The 18,514-nt window shown below is 43.2% G+C and carries 15 protein-coding genes and 1 pseudogene; 3 read left to right on the top strand and 13 right to left on the bottom strand.

The window, feature by feature from the left end; translation table 11 throughout:
* The first annotated feature begins 47 nt into the window (after positions 1-47).
* Positions 48-919, top strand: a protein-coding gene (locus THEPK_RS12425) for an IS982 family transposase (protein ID WP_156882084.1) whose coding sequence is annotated in 2 segments (ribosomal slippage) — positions 48-474 and positions 474-919 — 873 coding nt in all. Because the reading frame shifts where the segments join, the coding sequence is not laid out codon by codon here.
* On the opposite strand, the gene THEPK_RS00560 is transcribed toward THEPK_RS12425, so the two are convergent.
* The 3 genes from THEPK_RS00560 to THEPK_RS00550 are packed head-to-tail and all read right to left on the bottom strand — an operon-like array spanning position 890 to position 2,980.
* Positions 890-2,239: a COG1361 family protein gene (locus tag THEPK_RS00560; RefSeq protein WP_198011266.1), complete on the bottom strand. Its 1,350-nt coding sequence runs from the start codon at positions 2,237-2,239 to the stop codon at positions 890-892. The genes THEPK_RS12425 and THEPK_RS00560 overlap by 30 nt on opposite strands.
* 43 nt (positions 2,240-2,282) lie before the next feature.
* Positions 2,283-2,549, bottom strand: coding sequence for a hypothetical protein (locus tag THEPK_RS00555; protein WP_042697000.1), 267 nt, complete (start codon positions 2,547-2,549; stop codon positions 2,283-2,285).
* 14 nt (positions 2,550-2,563) lie between these two features.
* A complete protein-coding gene (locus tag THEPK_RS00550) occupies positions 2,564-2,980 on the bottom strand; it encodes a DUF61 family protein (RefSeq protein WP_042696998.1) in 417 nt (138 codons plus the stop codon).
* 222 nt (positions 2,981-3,202) lie between these two features.
* Here THEPK_RS00550 and glnA point away from each other — a divergent pair, with 222 nt between their 5' ends.
* The gene (gene glnA / locus THEPK_RS00545) at positions 3,203-4,525 is read left to right on the top strand and encodes a type I glutamate--ammonia ligase (protein ID WP_042696995.1); all 1,323 of its coding nucleotides are present in this window, start codon (positions 3,203-3,205) and stop codon (positions 4,523-4,525) included.
* On the opposite strand, the pseudogene THEPK_RS00540 reads toward glnA, so the two are convergent.
* The 9 genes and pseudogenes from THEPK_RS00540 to THEPK_RS13510 all read right to left on the bottom strand — a co-directional run bounded on the left by THEPK_RS00540 (position 4,516) and on the right by THEPK_RS13510 (position 14,551).
* Positions 4,516-5,366: pseudogene (locus THEPK_RS00540) on the bottom strand (DMT family transporter). The gene glnA and the pseudogene THEPK_RS00540 overlap by 10 nt on opposite strands.
* Positions 5,367-5,378: 12 nt before the next feature.
* Positions 5,379-6,143: an NAD+ synthase gene (locus THEPK_RS00535; RefSeq protein WP_042696992.1), complete on the bottom strand. Its 765-nt coding sequence runs from the start codon at positions 6,141-6,143 to the stop codon at positions 5,379-5,381.
* Positions 6,140-6,643, bottom strand: coding sequence for a hypothetical protein (locus THEPK_RS00530; RefSeq protein WP_042696989.1), 504 nt, complete (start codon positions 6,641-6,643; stop codon positions 6,140-6,142). Before THEPK_RS00530 ends, THEPK_RS00535 begins: the two co-directional genes overlap by 4 nt.
* Before the next feature lie 44 nt (positions 6,644-6,687).
* Positions 6,688-7,695: an ABC transporter ATP-binding protein gene (locus tag THEPK_RS00525; protein WP_042696987.1), complete on the bottom strand. Its 1,008-nt coding sequence runs from the start codon at positions 7,693-7,695 to the stop codon at positions 6,688-6,690.
* Positions 7,696-7,705: 10 nt separating this feature from the next.
* Complete coding sequence (locus THEPK_RS00520; protein ID WP_042696985.1) at positions 7,706-8,662, bottom strand: ABC transporter ATP-binding protein; 957 nt, start codon at positions 8,660-8,662, stop codon at positions 7,706-7,708.
* A 13-nt stretch (positions 8,663-8,675) separates the two neighbouring features.
* Positions 8,676-10,094, bottom strand: a complete 1,419-nt coding sequence (locus THEPK_RS00515; protein WP_042696982.1) for an ABC transporter permease — start codon at positions 10,092-10,094, stop codon at positions 8,676-8,678.
* Positions 10,095-10,105: 11 nt separating this feature from the next.
* The gene (locus THEPK_RS00510; RefSeq protein WP_042696978.1) at positions 10,106-11,155 is read right to left on the bottom strand and encodes an ABC transporter permease; all 1,050 of its coding nucleotides are present in this window, start codon (positions 11,153-11,155) and stop codon (positions 10,106-10,108) included.
* A gap of 273 nt (positions 11,156-11,428) precedes the next feature.
* Positions 11,429-13,828: an ABC transporter substrate-binding protein gene (locus THEPK_RS00505; RefSeq protein WP_042696975.1), complete on the bottom strand. Its 2,400-nt coding sequence runs from the start codon at positions 13,826-13,828 to the stop codon at positions 11,429-11,431.
* Positions 13,829-14,149: 321 nt separating this feature from the next.
* A complete protein-coding gene (locus THEPK_RS13510) occupies positions 14,150-14,551 on the bottom strand; it encodes a hypothetical protein (protein ID WP_042696972.1) in 402 nt (133 codons plus the stop codon).
* A gap of 278 nt (positions 14,552-14,829) precedes the next feature.
* Here THEPK_RS13510 and THEPK_RS00495 point away from each other — a divergent pair, with 278 nt between their 5' ends.
* On the top strand, positions 14,830-17,580 hold the full coding sequence (locus tag THEPK_RS00495; protein WP_042696969.1) for a DEAD/DEAH box helicase: 2,751 nt from the start codon (positions 14,830-14,832) through the stop codon (positions 17,578-17,580).
* Here THEPK_RS00495 and THEPK_RS00490 read toward each other — a convergent pair whose 3' ends face one another.
* On the bottom strand, positions 17,581-18,513 hold the full coding sequence (locus THEPK_RS00490; protein WP_052315861.1) for an alpha/beta fold hydrolase: 933 nt from the start codon (positions 18,511-18,513) through the stop codon (positions 17,581-17,583).
* Position 18,514: the final 1 nt, after the last annotated feature.

The following is an 18,514-nucleotide window of genomic DNA, read 5'->3' as shown; positions in this document are numbered from 1 at the left end:
CCATTAGATCGTTAGAGTTATAAGCACTTAAGTCTTTTGGTTGATTGGTGGTTGTTATGAACTTTCAGCAGGAAATCCTGATCATAAAATCCGAAATCTATCCGATAATCAGCAAACACTACCCGAAAAACACTCACAGGGAAATAATCAGCCTCTACGACCTAATAACCTTCGCAATACTAGCACACTTGCACTTTAACGGAGTTTACAAGCACGCTTACAGAGTCCTAATCGAAGAAATGAAGCTGTTCCCCAAAATCAGGTACAACAAACTAACAGAACGCTTGAACAGGCACGAAAAACTCCTGCTCCTAGCGCAGGAAGAATTATTCAAAAAACACGCCAGAGAATACGTTAGAATACTGGACTCAAAGCCCATTCAGACCAAGGAGTTGGCCAGAAAAAACAGGAAGGAGAAGAAGGGTTCTTCAGAAATCATCTCTGAAAAGCCCGCAGTTGGGTTTGTTCCCTCTAAAAAAAGTTTTACTATGGGTACAAGCTGACCTGTTACTCTGATGGAAATTTGCTGGCTTTACTGTCTGTTGATCCGGCGAATAAGCATGATGTGAGTGTTGTCCGGGAAAAGTTCTGGGTGATTGTTGAGGAGTTTTCTGGCTGTTTTCTGTTTTTGGATAAGGGTTACGTTAGTAGAGAACTTCAGGAGGAATTCCTGAAGTTTGGCGTTGTTTACACGCCGGTGAAGCGGGAGAATCAGGTTAGTAATCTGGAGGAGAAGAAGTTTTACAAGTACTTGTCTGACTTTCGCAGGAGGATTGAGACTTTGTTTTCGAAGTTTTCTGAGTTTCTTCTGAGGCCGAGCAGGAGTGTTAGTTTGAGGGGGTTGGTTGTCAGGATTTTAGGGGCGATTCTGGCCGTGAATCTGGACAGATTATACAACTTCACAGGTGGTGGGAACTAGGGTTTCATAACCTATTTCTCCTAGTGGCAGCTCTGTGATGAACTCCACCTCATTGTTCCCTGGAGATAGGGTAATATCTTTAGAGCTTTTTAGTATCGTACCGTTAATGCCAAAGAAGCTGTAGGATAATGTTCCCTTTATCTCGCGAGGGTTCCTATTGCTAATTTTTACCAAAAACTTTACTTGCCCTTTATTTGGAGCTAGTGAGAGCTTCTGATAAGAAACATTTTCAATCCTTGGATATGCCAAGACCTCGTAACTGGATGAGCCCTGATCGAGTTCTATGTGTCCAAAAGATATTTTACCTATTATTTTCCTGCTGCCCGGCGGTAAAGGCGGTATTTGTATTTTCGCAATATTGCTCCCTTTAGTAAGGATAATCTCCTCGGTTTGGTTGTATATGCGCTCGTTGTTGGCCCCATATACTTCAAGGGTAAGATTCACCGGGATAATCCTCTCAGACAATATTGTAAAATAAGCAGTGTTAGATTCGTCTTCCATTATCTGAGTTCTCTCTAGAGATATATCAACTAAATCAACTCCAAAGTACACATAAAAATTCTTTGAGAACAAATACGTCCCCTTTGGATATGTAAGGACATATACTAACTTGTATTCTCCAGAAGGGAGTTCATATGGGATTGAAATGCCCACTTGAACTAAGTTCTCCCCCGGTGTGAGAGTTACTGCTATATCTTTCTTAAGATAGTGTTTTCCGTTTTGCTCTAGATACAAACTTCCGCTCACATATACTGGGGAATTTTTGAGATTATAAATCGTTGAGTGTACTTCTAATGTCTCTCCGTTGAATACGTGAAAAGTTGAAATTCCCCGTTCTTTTATTTGCACAGTGGTTTCTTTAACTACCAGCGGAATATCTGTAATCTCAAGTGAAATGGGGACCGTAATAATGTCTGTTTCTCCCGATCCCAAAAACCCCCAAAAGACTATGAACAGAGTATACCTACCCACCTCTACGCTTTCATTAACATAGATTTTGTATCGTAAAGTTCTTGTTTCATTAGGTTTCCAATATGTATATATAACTCCAGGAGATATAAGTTCCCCCGTGGGTTTATAGAGCTCCAGGCTGATACCAGAAACCTCCCTATTGTTTTCATCAACTACGTAATATCTCCGGTAGCTTACCACTTGAAATTCCTTGTCTCCGTTGTTCATAATGGTGAGAATGCCTTCTTTATAGTCCCCTGACACTATAGTGACTCTATCTTCCCTTGTCGAGAGAAACAGATACTGAGAAGACACCAAGGAAGATAGCATCAATAATATTAGGGTAATAGTTGAGATAATCCTCTTCATAACCATTCCCCCAAATAATTTGTAGTCAGACAAATATAAAGTTTCACATTATAACCAATAAAACGCCCAAAAGTGTGAATACTATAAAAAACAACAAACTTATTCTGTATAACGCTAATTTTGAAAACTGGTTTCTAACTAATGCTGCTATTATAATGAGTAAAACACCGTAAAACGTAGCAAATATCCCAAGTGCTTTCTTCACGTCAACGTGTAAAATGAGAAGAATACCCAATACCGCTCCCGCAAAGACTGTTATATGGGGGATTGTGAACATGTAATAATGGAGCAGAATTTTGTTTTCATCCATATTACTCACCAAACCTACTCCAACATGTCTATTATAAAGGCATAGGTCGTTGTTGTAGGCAATTTTTTCCGAATTTCCGGAATGAGATAACGGGGGAGTATCACTTCACTTTTTTCTTCTAACATATCGTAGGTTCCGAGTATCTTTTCAATAACCTTGACCGCAGCTTTTCCCCTGACCCTGAAGTAGCCATGCCATGTTGGAGTAATTTCGAGTATTATAGGCAGAGAAAGAGACCCATGTTCATCACTATCGAGTAAAGTGCTGAGGTACTTCAACTCGTCTTTCTTGAAAAAATGAAACTGGCCGTCCCTAAGCTGTACTTTAGGCTCGTCCTCCTCAAGGAGAACCTTAAGGCTCTTTCTACTTTTTGGTAAGTGGAAATTTAGACGAGAGAGTTCTTTCTGGAGTAGTTCGTCTTCCGTAGGCATGTATTATTTCTTTGTGGAAGAGAATAAAAACTTTCCTTTCGAGCATCATAGACAAGAGGGAATCAAATTTTCATCCAACGAAACAGTTTTTAGACACGTGTGTGATATAATCCAACCTAATTGCCATTTTGCCAATAGTTCAGTAGAAAGGCTTATATTATGAATATTGTATTAAGTTGCATGTTTAATAATGAAAATGTTATCAAAATAGGTGGGATAAAAATGAACGAGATTAAATCCTTCATCAGATATGATTCAAACAAGCCCAAGTTTCTGCAACTAATTTTTGTTGACATAAATGGTGCCCCAAAAGGAATGGAGGTTCCGATTGAACGGTATGAAGAGGCCGTTACTGAGGGAATATCCTTTGATGGGGCTTCAATTCCAGGATTTCAGGGACTAGAGGACAGTGACCTCCTTTTCAAAGCAGATCCTACCACTTACGTTGAAGTCCCGTGGGAAGGAATTGCAAAGGTATTCGGATATATCTACAAAGATGGAAAGCCCTACTATGCTGATCCAAGAAGGATACTTGGTTCAGTCGTAGAAGAACTGGAAAAGATGGGGATAACAGCCTATATAGGAGTTGAGCCGGAGTTTTATCTCTTTGAGAAGAACGGGTCGTGGGAGCTCAAGCTTCCTGATGGGGGAGGATATTTCGATCTTGTTAATCTGGACAAAGCGAGGGAAATGAAGAGAGTCATAGCCCATTATATGCCTGCGTTCAAGTTAATCCCCGAAGTTCTACACCATGAAGTCGGTCCGGGACAGCATGAAATAAATTTCCGCTTTGCAGATGCCTTAACAACTGCCGATAACATAGTCAGGTTCAAGTACTTAGTTAAAGCAGTTGCAGAAAGTTACGGCCTTTATGCCACATTTATGCCAAAACCCCTTTTCGGAAAGCCCGGCAATGGAATGCATATGCACATAAGCCTCTGGCAAGATGGGGAGAACATCTTCAGGGGAGAAAAAGGATTAAGTGACGATGCTCTTTACTTCATTGGAGGCGTTTTAAAGCACGCAAAAGCTTTAACGGCAGTAACTAACCCCACTGTTAACTCATACAAACGTTTAGTGCCAGGATACGAGGCTCCAGTATATATCTCGTGGGGATACAAAAACAGGAGTGCTCTAATAAGGGTTCCTGCGTATGTGGGCAATGGGGCAAGGATAGAATACCGCTGTCCTGACCCAAGTGCAAATCCGTACCTTGCGTTTGCAGTTATTTTAATGGCTGGTATTGATGGAATAAAGCATAAAATCGAACCGTTTGCTTATGTGGAAGAGAACGTATATGAGATGGGAGAAAAAGAAAGGTGGTCTCTAGGAATAGATGTTTTGCCTACTACTTTGGAAGAAGCCCTCGGAGAACTAAAGAGGGACAAAGTAATTAGAGATGTCCTTGGAAAGGCTTATCACAACTTCATGGAATACAAAACAAAGGAATGGGAGGCCTATCAGAGATACTTAGAAAAGAACGGGATTAACAGAAGGACAATAAAGGTTACAGAATGGGAACTTGAGCGCTACTTCTATGTTTGATCTTTCTCATTTCTTTCTTCTATGTGGAGCATGAGAGAACCTAAAATTATTAATATGGCTCCAATCACTTGTTTGGTTGTTAGGATTTCGTGGAACAGGAAATATGCGAGAAGTAAGGCAACTACAGGTTCCACTGTAGCAATTATCGATGCTCTGCTGACTTCTATTTCTTTAAGTGCGGTGTTGTATAAAATATATGCTAAGAATGTTGGGAAGAACGCCAGTCCAAAAAGGTAGGGTAAAGAAGACAGAGGGATTTTAAAATTTGAAAACGGCGCTAGGAAAAGAGCTCCAAAGCCTATTGTGTAAAGAAGAGCCTCTTCAGGTTTTTCATTTCTTACAGCAAGTTTTGCTAGGATTCCATAGAGGGCATATGTAAGTCCCGATAAAAGTCCCAGTACTACGGCCACCCTGCTCACATTTTCCCCATTGGGATTAACAACTAGAAGGACCCCCATTATTGCCATTAGAAGTGCTGCGAGCTTTATGGAAGTGATTTTTTCACCAAAAATGAAATATCCCAGTATCGTGGAATAAACCGGGGCGGAATACAGTAGAAGGACTGCCAAAGACACTGATGAAATTTTAACAGTGTAGAAATACAATATGTAAAACAAGAACACTGCAAAAAACCATAAAACGCATAAAAAGGCAATCTATGCTTTTTAACCTGAAGACCTTGGGAGAGATTATACACAAAAAGAAGTCCAAACGCTATGATTGCCCTGTAGAATGTTATCGTAAAAGGATCCAATCCAAAGCCATAGAGCAGTTTAGCAAAAATACCAAGGGTTCCCCACATACTCGCGGCTAAAAAGACGAGTAGGTATCCCTTTTTCACTGCATATCACCGCTAAATTTCTGGTCCTATTGGAAGTCTCCTTTTGTGCTCACTTCTTTTGACAAGATTCTCAACATGTTTAACTTTCTCTATTGGCACGTTTAGTTCTTCAGCAATTTTGTTCTTTTCCATTTTTAAATCCACTAGCCTATAGAGGATTTCGTCGAGGAGCTGGTAGCTGATTCCAAGGTCATCTTCGTCGCTTTGTCCTTCCCATAAGCCGGCACTTGGTTTTTTATTTATTATCCTCTCAGGGACTCCCACCCTCTTGGCAATTTCCCAAACTTCCGTTTTGTAAAGGTTGATTAAGGGCGCATAGTCACTAGCTGCGTCTCCCCATTTTGTGAAATACCCCGTCAAGAATTCGCTTTTATTGGAGGTTCCCAAAACAAGATAATTTTTTGAGTTCGCATAAGCATACAAAATTACCATCCTGGTTCTTGACATCAGATTCCCTTTGGAAACTCTGTCAAGCTCAAATCCAATGCTCTTTTCAAACTGATCCACTATTTCTTTTATGTTGATGAGCTTGTGCTCGATTCCAAGTTCTTTACATACCAACAAAGCATCATCAACGTCCTGATTTATGTAGTAGGGCAGAATAAGGCCAAGCACCCTTTCTTTTCCAAGTGCCTTTGTGGCAAGATAAGCCACGGTTGCGCTGTCTACACCGCCGCTGATTCCTAAAACCACTCCCTTGACTTTGGATTCCTCAACTTTTTCCTGGATAAAAGAAATCAACATGTTTATGACTTTTTCGTAGTCTAAGAACCTCATTTTTCCTTCCTCCGTTTTTGTTGTAGTTTGTTTTCTTTTAAAGATTCTAGAAAACTGAAATACCCCCTAATTGCTAAGACACTTCCCACTATCATTATGAAAAGGGCGGGAAAGCTTAGATAGGCATAGGGGTAATCGACCCATTTTACAGTATAAGAGTACGTGACCTCCCCACTTTCGACAAAGATCAACACTCTTGAAGTAGAGTCAAGAGTGAGCAGTTTGCTATTCCCTGTCAAAGTATAACTTGCCCCGTTACCATCTGCAATTATCCTGACCAATGCATTATCAGAGGACATCTCAAGAGTTCTATTAACAACATCAATAAAGTCTTCCATTTCTCCCCCCAGAGTGTAGTTACCGGGTTTCCACGTCCCAGTCCAAGTTTCTTCTCTGAGAACATTATACGATGCCCCCAAAGACATTACAAGCGCTATAAAAAGCAATATGAATCCCACTTTGATTGGAGGATAAGTAAGACCATCTCGAAGTTTAGTCATTAAGATCACCCTCAAACTAAGAAAGAAAAGTGGAAATATAAAGATTAATACTTTCCAGCTAAGTGACACTCAACCCAGTGGTTGTGCTCGTATTCTATCAGTTGTGGATGTTTGGTATCACAGAGTCCTTTCTCCATGTAAAGACATCTTGGGTGGAATCTGCAGCCCGGAGGAATGTTTGCAGCGTTTGGAACTTCACCCTTAATTGGAATCTCTTTGATTATGTTTCTTCTCTCTGGAATTGGCTCTGGTACCGCTGCAAGTAGGGCTCTTGTGTAGGGGTGTATTGGGTTGTCAATTACTACTTTTGCAGGCCCCATTTCGACGATTCTTCCCAAGTACATAACGGCGATATGGTCAGCGAAGTATCTGGCTGTTGAGAGGTCGTGGGTGATGTAGAGGTATGTAACACCCATCTTTTCTTTGAGCTCTTTCATTAATTCAAGAACCTCTGCTCTAATTGAAACATCAAGCATTGAAACCGGCTCATCAGCCACTATAAACGTTGGATTAAGGATTAAAGCTCTTGCGATAGCTACTCTCTGTCTCTGACCTCCCGAGAGCATGTGTGGGTGTCTTCCCACATAGTCTTCGGGTGGAACGATTTTGACCATTTCAAGCGCCTTGTAGATGAGCTCTTCTCTCTCTGCTCTTGTTTCACCGATTCCGTGAATAAGGAGTGGTTCTTCCAATACATCGTATATTCTGAACCTCGGGTTCATTGAGGAGAATGGATCCTGAAAGACCATCTGGACTTTTCTTCTATATGCCTTAATCTCCTCTTGAGTTTTGAGTTCTGTTACATCCTGTCCCTCAAGATAAATCTTTCCATCTGTGGGTTCTAACAGCTTCATTACTAGTTTTCCAGTGGTCGTTTTTCCACATCCACTCTCTCCTACCAGTGCAAAGACTTCCTGTTTGTAAACTTCAAAGCTAACGCCATCTACCGCTCTGACGAACCTAGGGGGCTCTCCTCTAAGTCCTGCTAGGAATCCTCTCCTAACAGGGAAGTATTTCTTGAGGTTCTCAACTTTTAACACAGGTTCCGCCATTTTTCATCCCTCACAACAACCAGCATGCAGCATAGTGATCTTTATCAACTTTCTTCATTTCTGGGATTTGCTCTTTACATTGTTGCGTTGCGTATGGACATCTTGGGTGGAAGCGACATCCACTGGGTGGGTGTATTAGGTTGGGTGGTTGTCCGGGTATAAACTCGAGCCTCTCGACATCCTCATGCAATCTTGGGATTGCTGCTAGGAGTTTTTGGGTATACGGATGAGCTGGTTCATAGTATATCTTTTCGCTGTCTCCAATTTCCACTATTTTTCCTGCATACATTATTGCCACTCTATCGCTTATCTCCGCAAGAATGCTCAGATCGTGGGTAATGAATATCATCGATAGACCCAGTTCTTTTTTCAGCTTCTTCATAAGGTTTATGATCTGAGCTTGGACAACTACGTCCAAAGCTGTCGTTGGCTCATCCGCAATGACGACTTCTGGTTCGAGGAGCAATGCAGTAGCAATAACAACTCTCTGCTTCATTCCACCACTGAGCTCGTGTGGATATCTATAAACTATCTCCGGGGCAAGTCCAACTAGCTCTAGGTATCTCATGGCTCTATCTAAGGCTTCTTCCTTTGACATGCCTTTGTGATATATTAGTGGTTCTATCATTTGGTATCCGATGGTATAAACTGGGTTTAGAGCGTTCATGGCACCCTGGAATATCATTGAGATTTTCTGCCACCTAATTTCTTTCCTGAGGACATCTTCGGGTAATCCAACTATCTCTCTGCCGTCAATCTTGATGCTTCCTCCAACGATTTTTCCTGGTGGAGTGGGCATTCCCATTAAAGTGAAACCAAGCGATGATTTTCCACATCCACTCTCACCTGCAAGTCCTAGAACCTCTCCTTTCTTGAGGTCAAAGCTTATGTCATCGACTGCTCTCACCATACCCCTGTTAGTGAAGTAATACATCTTAAGGTTGCGAACTTCAAGGACATTTGTCATTTTTACCACCACCTCATAGCCTCTTCAGTCTTGGGTTAAGCACTCTGTCAAGGGCAGTACCGATAAGTACGAAAGTCAATCCAACTAGAGCTATTGCAAGTCCAGGTGGAATAACCCACCACCAGTACCCATTCACCGCAGCACCTGCAACTTGTGCGTCGTGGAGTATTTGTCCCCATGTAACTGCAGTTGGATCACCTAATCCAAGGAAGCTAAGAGATGCCTCCGAAAGGACTGCACTTGGGACACTGAGTGCCATCTGGGCGAATGCATATGGAAGAAGTTGCGGCACCATGTGCTTGAAGATTATTCTTCCAGTTCCAGCACCAAGTGCCTTCGCGGCCTCAACGTACGTCTGCTCTTTAATCTGGAGTGCCATACTTCTAGCAACTCTCGCTATTCCTACCCATCCAAAGAGTACAAGCAGTACTACTATCTGCCAAAGCTTTATGTGGCCTCCAAAGTAAGCACCCATAAGTATAAGTATCGGAAGGCTTGGAATTGACGCCATGAATTCTTGGAACCTCATCATAAGTTCGTCACTCCATCCTCCAAGGTATGCACTTGTAACACCATAAAATATTCCCACTATGACACTAAACACTGCCACTGATATACCGATCACAAGAGACACTCTCGAACCCCAGATAATACCCGCAAGTAAATCTCTGCCCTTAAAATCTGTTCCAAGCTTACCGTAGGTTCTTCCTGTGAAAATAATTTTGGCATTCTCAAAGGACACACTGCTTCCTTCCGGAACATTTACGAGGATTGTGAATGTGTATGTGCCGGTAAGTGGCGTAGGTGCCTCAAGGATATTCTCATTGAGTTCTCCGAAGATAACTTTAGTCGCGTCCATGAGAGTTTTATACTGGAATTCTTGAATGGGATCAACATAAATGCCCTCTGACTTAATCCACTTGATCAAGTTGTCTCTAACTTGAGGATGAGACCCCAGCTGAAGGACAAGACTACCGGAAAACTTGTAGTTTTCCAGCAGTGTTATCTTACGGCCATCTGGCCTCTCCACCATAACACTAATGGAAAGCTTACCTCCAGAGGCATCCCCGGCAAGATCCTTTATTACAATATCCTGTGGGGGAATATCATACTCGTTGTTGTAGGATACCTTTATGAGATACCCTGAATCTGTCTTGGTGATTAAGTTTTGGAGTTCATCGCCCGTTATTGCTAAGGGGGTAGCCATTTTTTGACTTGATAAGGCATTAATCCAAGTAGGAGGCACATTTTTGGGATTGTCTAACCAAAAACCCTGCCACTTCTCAGGAATGTCGGGGGAGGTTAATATCGGGGCTGCAGCGGCAGTAAATACAAACAGGAAGAGCAACACTATACCAAGTAGACCAGATTTTTGTCTTCTGAAATCATACCAGAACTCCGAAAGTGAGTCTTTAACATCAACCCATCTCATTACTTCTCACCTCACACGTTTTGTGAAGCACCGACTTTGACTCTTGGATCAAGGAATCCATAAGTCAAATCTGCAAGAATTACTCCGCTAAGGTAAAGTAGCACGTTTACGAAAGTTAGACCCATAATAAGATTTGTCTCGTTGGTCTCGATAGCAATCCAATAAACCCTACCCATTCCTGGCCAGGTAAAGACGCTCTCTGTAATTATAGCACCTCCAAGAGAACCAAGTAGACTGAAGATAATCATGGTTACAACTGGTGGTGCAGCGGCTCTAAGAGCGTGACCATATATTACCTTTCTTTCAGGCACACCCTTTGCCCTTGCAGCCATTATAAAGTCTTCCTGCATTGTACCTATCATAATGTTTCTAATAACCCATGCCCAAGCTCCAAAGGAAACTATAACAATTGTAGCTACGGGAAGGGTCATACGCTTGAGAAGATCAACTATATGAGCCCAACCCGTAAGGTTAGGGTCTGGAATTGCCCTAGATGGGAACCAGCCTAACTTAAATGAGAATATGAGTAGCATTATCATTCCAAACCACCACATTGGAATACTGCTCATAATTAATGCTAAGACTGAAAGTGCCCTGTCAAAGAAGCTGCCAACCATCTGGGCTGCTTTCACGCCAAGGAGTATTCCAAGGGTTATAATGATTATCTGTGCTGTAGTAAAAAGCTGGATTGTACGGGGAATAGCTACCTTGAGAATTGCCATAACGTCCTTTTCAGATCCAAAAACTGGGTTTTTAGTTTTTCCAAAGTTAAGGGTTATAGTGTTTTTGAAGTAGTACTGAACTCTCCACCAGTATGGTTTATCGAGGTGATACTGACTTCTGTAGTGCGCAATTCTTCCCTCTCTCCAGGCATCTGGATCATCAGGAATTCTCCCCCGTTGTTGGAGGCTTTGGAATTCAGCATTCACTTGTTGAACTATTGTGTTCTCCAAGTCTTTTTCAGCGACCTTAACGAAAAGGGCCGACATCACAAGTGTAACTATGGCTAAAACTACAAGAGCGTTTAGTATCCTAATGACCAAATATCTACCAAACCCCATCCAGTTCCCTCCTATACTTTTGTTGTACTATGGGACTCATTTTTGATCATCATCTTTTTCTGTTCTGTAAAACTTTCTTTAAATACTTTTTGGATCAACAACTATCATCATTATCATATCCAAATAACATCAATGGATACATCTGACCATTTCACTAAGAATTTGCCTAAACAAAGCAAACGTGAGTACATAACTTGTTTATCGCGAGACTATCAGAAGAGTACCACATAGACAACGTTACAAAAAGATAAAATTTAAAGAAAAGAGGAAACCTCACTTCTTCTTTCTGAGAAGGAGCGGGATAACTGCAAGGGCTACGATTGCCGCTGGACCACAAATTCCTCCAGTTTCTTCTGTTGGGCTTGAGGAGCTTGTGGTGGTTGGAGTGGTTGTGGTAGGTGTAGTAGTTGTTGGCGGGCTTGCTAGCTTAGCACTTCTGAGAGACCACGAGGCCGCAAGACCTGCAACTGGGTCAACGATTTCAATCTTAACCCTCTTATTCACGGCATAGAACTCCCAGTTCTCATAGAGGAAGACCCTATAGCTTTCGTAGATACCGATGGCAGTGCCGAGTCTGTTGAAATCCCAGTACTTGCCCTCGCTATCCATCTTTACGCCCTTGTTCTCACCCGCGAGTATAACAACAGCAAAGTCGTCGGCAGTCCAGTTGAGGAGGGGCTGAATCTTGTCAATTGTGTTGTAGTAGTCAAGACCGAGTTTGCTTAGACCCGTAGCAATATCCCCGCCACCAAGGTACTTAAGAACTTCTTCAAGTGTGGCTCTTTGGGTGTTCTCTGGGCTCCACTTCCAGCCTACACGGCCCGGAGCATACCAGCTGCTTGAATAGTACTGCATGATTCTGCCTATTGAGAACTTCACGTTGGTTGAGGAAACCCAACCCTCGGTGTAGAAGTTCCACTGGTAGGAGCTTGGGTCAGCGGTGTAAACCATACCGTTCGCAGTTCGTCTGTCCATAATCTTTGCCTCTGCTTCAATACCTGCCTTTGGTAGAATTTCATTAACTACATATAGAGCAATGTCTTTTCTCTCGTCTTCGGTACGACCAATACCAACGATCTTTACTGGCTCACCTTCGAAGTACCACTTACCGTTAACTTTTTCAAGTTTGTATCCCATCTTAGCAAGCTCTTGTGCAGCCTCTTGCATTCCTTCCTCAATCAGTTGAAGTGCGAACGCTTCGTCGGGTTGTTCAGAGAGGTCGTAAGCCTCAACAACTGATTGGATGTACTCATAACCAGTCTCGCTGGATACCCATGGGGTGTACATTGCACCAGCACTACCCTGGAAGATGTTCTGGGTAACGTGTGCCCTACTTATAAGGTATTGGAGACCAAACCTAACCTTCCTAACTGCAAATGGGTTGAAGTACTTCTTGTCACCAACAGTAATCACGTATGGGTTATCTGGGTCGTGAACTGGGTTGAAAACAAGGTCACCGAATGCAGAGGTACTCTTATAAAGGTCAATGCTCTTCCTTTGCTCCTCGCTAAGGCCGGTAAACTTGTAGGCTGGGAATGGATACCACAGGATATCATAAGTGCCCCTGGCGACTTCCAAGATGGCAGTGTCAGGGTTCTGGAGACCATAAATCTCAATGGTCTCAAAATATGGCTCAACCCTGTACTGGTCTTCCGCAAATGCTGGGACAGTCCACTTGTCAAACTTCTCAAGCTTCAGATAAAGGTTCTCCGGCTGGTATTCAGCTACATAGTATGGGCCTTGGCCAATGACGGCATGACCATATTCGTCAATAAAGCTGGCTATTGCATCATAAACACTCTTGGCGGCATTTTCATCCTCAATATACTCCTTGAGGAACTCTGGAATTGGCTTGGTGTTCTTGAGCTCGAGAAGCTTCTCTTTTATGGCTTGAGCGTGGTTGGGGTTGATCTGGTCAAGCTGTTCTACAGTTTCAGTTGATTCACTCCAGGAGTACTTCTCGTTGTGAGCGACGAGCTCGCTCATCGCATACCAGAGCTGCCAGGGAGTTCCAGTGAACGGAACAACGTAGGCTGCAGTCATTATTTCGCTGGCGGGGAAGAAGTAGTTGTGGTAAACGTCGAAGACCATCCTGTCATCAGTCTGCTCGACGAGCTTGAGACCGAGAATGGTGTTCATGCGCTCGCCACTCCAATCAGCCTCACTGGTATCGTAGTATGGGTCGTCGTCACCGTCCTGGTTAATCCACTCCCACTCCCAGGCGAGGCTGTACATGACGTCTGCTGCGCTAACCTTGTGGCCAGTGTGGAAGTACGGCCTGTCACACTCGATTCTCACGTAGGTCTTGGCAGTTTCGCCGGCGTGAGCGGCAACCCAAGTGTCCGTGGTTGAGTTAAAGATTACTGCATCCTCCGGCACCGTCACGTCGCTCTTGTAATCGACGACGTGGCAGTGATACGGGTGTGGGACACCATCAATTCCGTAGGGGAAACCACTGTCGAAGACGAGGTCTGCAATTCTCCTTGAATAAGTGTCACGGTAACCGTTGGAGCTTGGGTTCCAGACACCCATGAAGAGGGCACCAGTTGAAGAGTATATAACAGTCTTCAGGACTTTGTCGTCCTCTGCTGCAGCAACTGGCCTAGCTACTGGGCTTGCTATCAAACTTAACAACAACAAAATTGCAAAAAACATTTTCAATTTTTTCTTCATTCACTTCGGCCTCCTTACATTTTTCCTTCAATACTGCATGCCTTAGTGTATAATGGCATAAGAATATACATCAAAAGACCTATTTAAGAGTTACGCTTCTGTAAAACTAGGCGTAGTTATACCGGGCCAAAACAAGACCTAAAGGAAAACTAAGTACTTAATGCACGTTAAAATTGCTTTGTGACGCATATAACCTCATGAAACTTGAAAAGAGAGCCATGTTCCAATATAACTGGCATGACAGCTTTTAAAATAGCGCAGAAATCGGGAAAAAGCGTTTGAACACTTTTTAAATATTTTAACTACCCGGCTTTTTAGGATTTAACTTGTTATCCAAAGGCTCGTCAATTCTCGACATAAAGCTTGAACATTTGACAAAAAATAAACCGAAAATCCAATTTTACCTGTAGGCAAGGTTAAGACGGTGATACTCATGAGGGGGGAGTGGGAAACCAATCGATAAAGAAAAAGAAATGGGCTATTCTGAAATCGAAATTTTAGGTGAAATTTTGAGGGAAGGACTATACTGGGCTTATATGGGTCGATCCTTCGAAGTGCTACCGTTTTTGAGGGGTTTACTCCAAACTCTTTCTGTATTGTTGGTAATGCTGGAGTCAGCATTGCTTCGGTGTACATAACTAGCAGAGGAAGGATTACCACGACCAGCATTGCCCTCTTGGCATAGGCAATGTCATAGGTTCCCTCGTTTCTCGCAACTTTCATTTTCATCACCGATGTATCGGTTGATATATGGTTTATAAAAGTTAATAATTGGTCAGGAATTAAAGATATGATTTGGAAGAGTGTAGAAAGAATGCTGTTGTTCCGGCAATCCAAACGAGGCTAAATACACCTGCGGAAATCTGAGGACTTTGAGAATTACATTGGGCGGGCATATGATTAGGCAAAGGAGCTTTGTCTAAAGAGAACGATACTGTCAGAATAAGCTATAGGGCACAGGTTTAGGTTAGAGTTATAAACACTCCTCATGAATTCTTAACATGCATCCACTTTTAAAAAAGGCCATAGAAGAAAAGTTCGGGGGCCTTAATGAGCTCCAAATAAGGGCTTTTGAAGAAGTTAGCTCAGGGAAGAGCGTTTTAATCGTAGCACCCACAGGAAGTGGAAAAACCGAGGCTGCTGTGCTTCCTGTTTTTAACGCAATTTTAGAAGAAGGATTGGCCCCTGTTTCTGCTCTCTACATTGCTCCATTGAAAGCCCTCAATAGGGACTTACTGGATAGATTGCTGTGGTGGGGGGAAAAGCTCGGACTCAATGTGGAGGTCAGACATGGGGACACATCATCGTACAAAAAAGCCCAGCAGGTGAAAAACCCTCCCCACCTGCTCATCATAACCCCCGAAACGCTCGGAGTAATACTCACGATGAAGTCTTTTCGAAAAGCCCTCAAAAACATTAAGTTTGTGGTGATTGACGAGATAGTGGAGCTTGTTGACAACAAAAGGGGCGTCCAGCTCAGCCTGTCCCTCGAGAGGCTTGCTGAAGTTGCAGATTTTCAGAGAATTGGCCTTTCGGCAACCGTTGGGAACGAAGAGGAAATCAAAGCATGGCTCAAAGCCGATGTTGTCGTAAAGCCAAAGATTGAAAAGGACTACAAAATTAAAGTCCTCTTTCCGCAGCCTGATGAGAAAGATCTTGAGCTCTCCAACAGCTTAAGCATTTCTCTCGACGTTGCCACAAGGCTGAGGGTTCTCTGGGAGATAGTGGAAAAGCATGAGAGAGCATTGATTTTCACAAACACGAGGCAGTTCGCTGAGATTCTTGCCCACCGATTGAAAGCGTGGGGCAAACCGGCAGAAGTTCATCATGGCAGTCTTTCACGAGAAGCGAGGATAATTGCAGAGAGGGCTTTGAAAGAAGGCAAGATAAAAGCCCTCGTGTGCACATCTTCCATGGAGCTTGGAATTGATATCGGAGATGTGGACGTTGTAATCCAATATATGAGCCCAAGACAAGTAAACCGGCTTATTCAGAGAATAGGTAGAGCTAAGCACAGGGCGGGGGAGGTTAGTGAGGGCTACATCATTGCCACAAATGTTGAGGATTATCTTGAAAGCCTGGTAATAGCTCAGAGGGCACTTGAAGGCAAGCTTGAGGCAGTGAAGCCATATGAAAACGCCCTTGACGTTCTCGGGCATTTTATTGTGGGCCTTTTAATAGAACACAGAAGATTGCCAAAGGAAGTTCCCTTTGAGATCGCAAAGAGGGCTTATCCCTACAGGAATCTGAAGTGGGAGGAGTATGGCGAAGTTTTGAACATGTTGAGTGAGGCAGGTTTAATCGGCTATGATGAAGAGAAGGGCCTTCTCTACCTGAGGAGAGGAGCTTATCGGTATTATTACGAGAACCTTTCCACGATTCCGGATGAGATCAGCTATAGAGTTTTCGACATAAAAAGCGGGAGGATAATTGGCCGCTTGGACGAGAGCTTTGTTATGGATCTTGAAGAGGGCATGGAGTTTATAATGCACGGCAGGAGCTGGATTCTGCTGGGGATTGATGAAGAGTCGAGGCTGCTGAAAGTAAGGGAAAGCAAGAGTCTGGAAAGTGCTGTACCGAGCTGGGAAGGAGAAATGATTCCCGTCCCCTTTGAAGTGGCCCAGGACGTTGGAAGGCTAAAAAGAGAGCTTCTTTTCGATTTTAACTCCGGTAAGGCATTTATCTCCAAGGTCGATTTCAACGATGAGGAACTCGACCTTGCCCTTTCAATCCTAAAGAAGCAGGAGCCTTTGGGCACTGACAGGGACATTGGAGTAGAATCCCTCCCAAAGGCGTTAATTATCCATGCAGATTTTGGAAACAAAGCTAACGAAGCCATCGGAAGGTTTCTTTTGGCTTTCTTGGCTGCAAAATATGGAAAAGTTTTCTCCATGAAGGCGCAGGCTCATGTAATAGTTATTAATTCGCCCTTCCAGCTCAATCCGGGTGAGATTAAGGAGTATCTCCTTCAAGATGCGAGGGCGCTTCCCTTTGTTCTTTCTAAGGCAGTGAGAGACAGCCCGGCTTACAGGTGGAGAATGTTAAACGTAGCGAAAAGAATTGGGGCATTGCGGAGAGATGCAAAGATAAGAAAGGTTGAGAGGCTCTTTGAAGGAACAGTGATTGAAAAGGAAACATTAAATGAGCTTTTCCATGACAAGATAGACGTAAAAAGAGCTGAAGAGGTTCTGAAAGCAATCAAAGAGGGAAAAATCCGGGTAAAGGGTGTTTTAAGAAGAGAGCCTTCACCCCTTGGCAGTATTAACCTAAGCGTCGGTGGAGAGTTTTTGGTCAGTGGAGAGCTTGAGAAAGACGAAATACTGATGCTGTTTAAGGAAAGGCTTCTCAACACGGAAATTGCGCTTATATGCACCAACTGCGGATGGAAGAGCACCACAAAAGTTCTGCGCTTAAAGAACCGTTTGGATTATCTCCAGTGTCCCAAGTGCTCTTCCAGGATGATTGCAGTTGCGCATCCTATAGATGCGGAGCTTTTTGTCTCTGCATTGAAGAAGCTCAAGAAAGGGGAGAAACTTGAAAAAGAAGAGGAGAGTGCCTATAGGAGACTGATAAAGGCAAGCGACTTAATAAAAGCTTATGGCTTTGATGCGGTTTTAGCACTCGCAAGCTATGGAGTAGGGGCAGATACCGCGGCAAGAATTTTGAGCCAGTATAAGGGAGAAGCCCTTCTGGTTGCTCTTTTGGAAGCTGAGAGAAGGTACATAAGGACGAGAAAGTTCTGGAAAGAGTAGTTAGCTCTCTAAAAAGTCTTCTAAGATTTTCAAAAATTCTTCCGGTTTTTCTTCATGTGGTAAATGTCCGCACTTTTCCATCACAACAAGCTGGGAGTTTGGGAGAATACTGTGTAGTCTCTCGCCACTTTCCAGTGGTACTATTGCATCTTCCCTGCAGTAGATTATTAAAGTTGGAATCATCAGGTTTTTGAGTTCTTCGGTTATATCTGGATAGCTGCTATACTTGGTTACCCAGAAAAGACCTTTGTCCCAATCCTTAGCCTTTAGCGGCATTTTGTATCCTTCCCGGACTTCATCAGTAAGCTTGCTCTTGTTATACCATGCAGTTTCGAGTATGTTCTCAAGTCTTCCAACAGAAAGCCGAAGAACCAGAGGGAAATACTTTTCCGCCCAAGGAAGGGAAAATACGAACTTCTGAAGGGTGCTCTGATTTCTTGCTCCCCATGCAGGGGATACAAGGACGAGTTTTTCTACTCTTTCTGGGGCTTTTATGGCCACCAAAATGGCTATCCCGGCACCGGCAGAATGACCCACTAGGATGGCTTTTTCCATTCCAAGCTTGTCCATTAGTTCTAAGGTCAATTCCGCAGCTCCTTCTGGAGAATAAGGGTTACAGGGCAATTCTTTCGGATTTTTTCTTTCCGTGAGCCCGAAACCTGGGCGATCAAATGCCACCACTCTAACTCTCAAGTCACTTTCGAGCAGGTATCTCCAAGAAAACGTACTGGCACCAAAGCCATGCAAAAGAAGCAGGTTTCCCTCACCGGGCTTTTCCACGTAATGAACCTTTAGCCCACATACCTCAATGAATTTGCTCTCTGGAAGTGATAACCCCTCTACGTCCTGCCCGGTGCTTGGAATTGGAATTGCATAGAGAATAATCAGGAGCAAAAAGAGGGCACCGAAAAATTTGTAGAGTGCCCTTTTCAAA

The sequence above is a fragment of the Thermococcus sp. PK genome, from assembly GCF_000430485.1.
Taxonomy (GTDB): Archaea; Methanobacteriota_B; Thermococci; order Thermococcales; family Thermococcaceae; genus Thermococcus_A; species Thermococcus_A bergensis.
The sequence above is the reverse complement of the archived record's forward strand: the minus strand, read 5'-3'. Positions and strand labels throughout refer to the sequence as shown.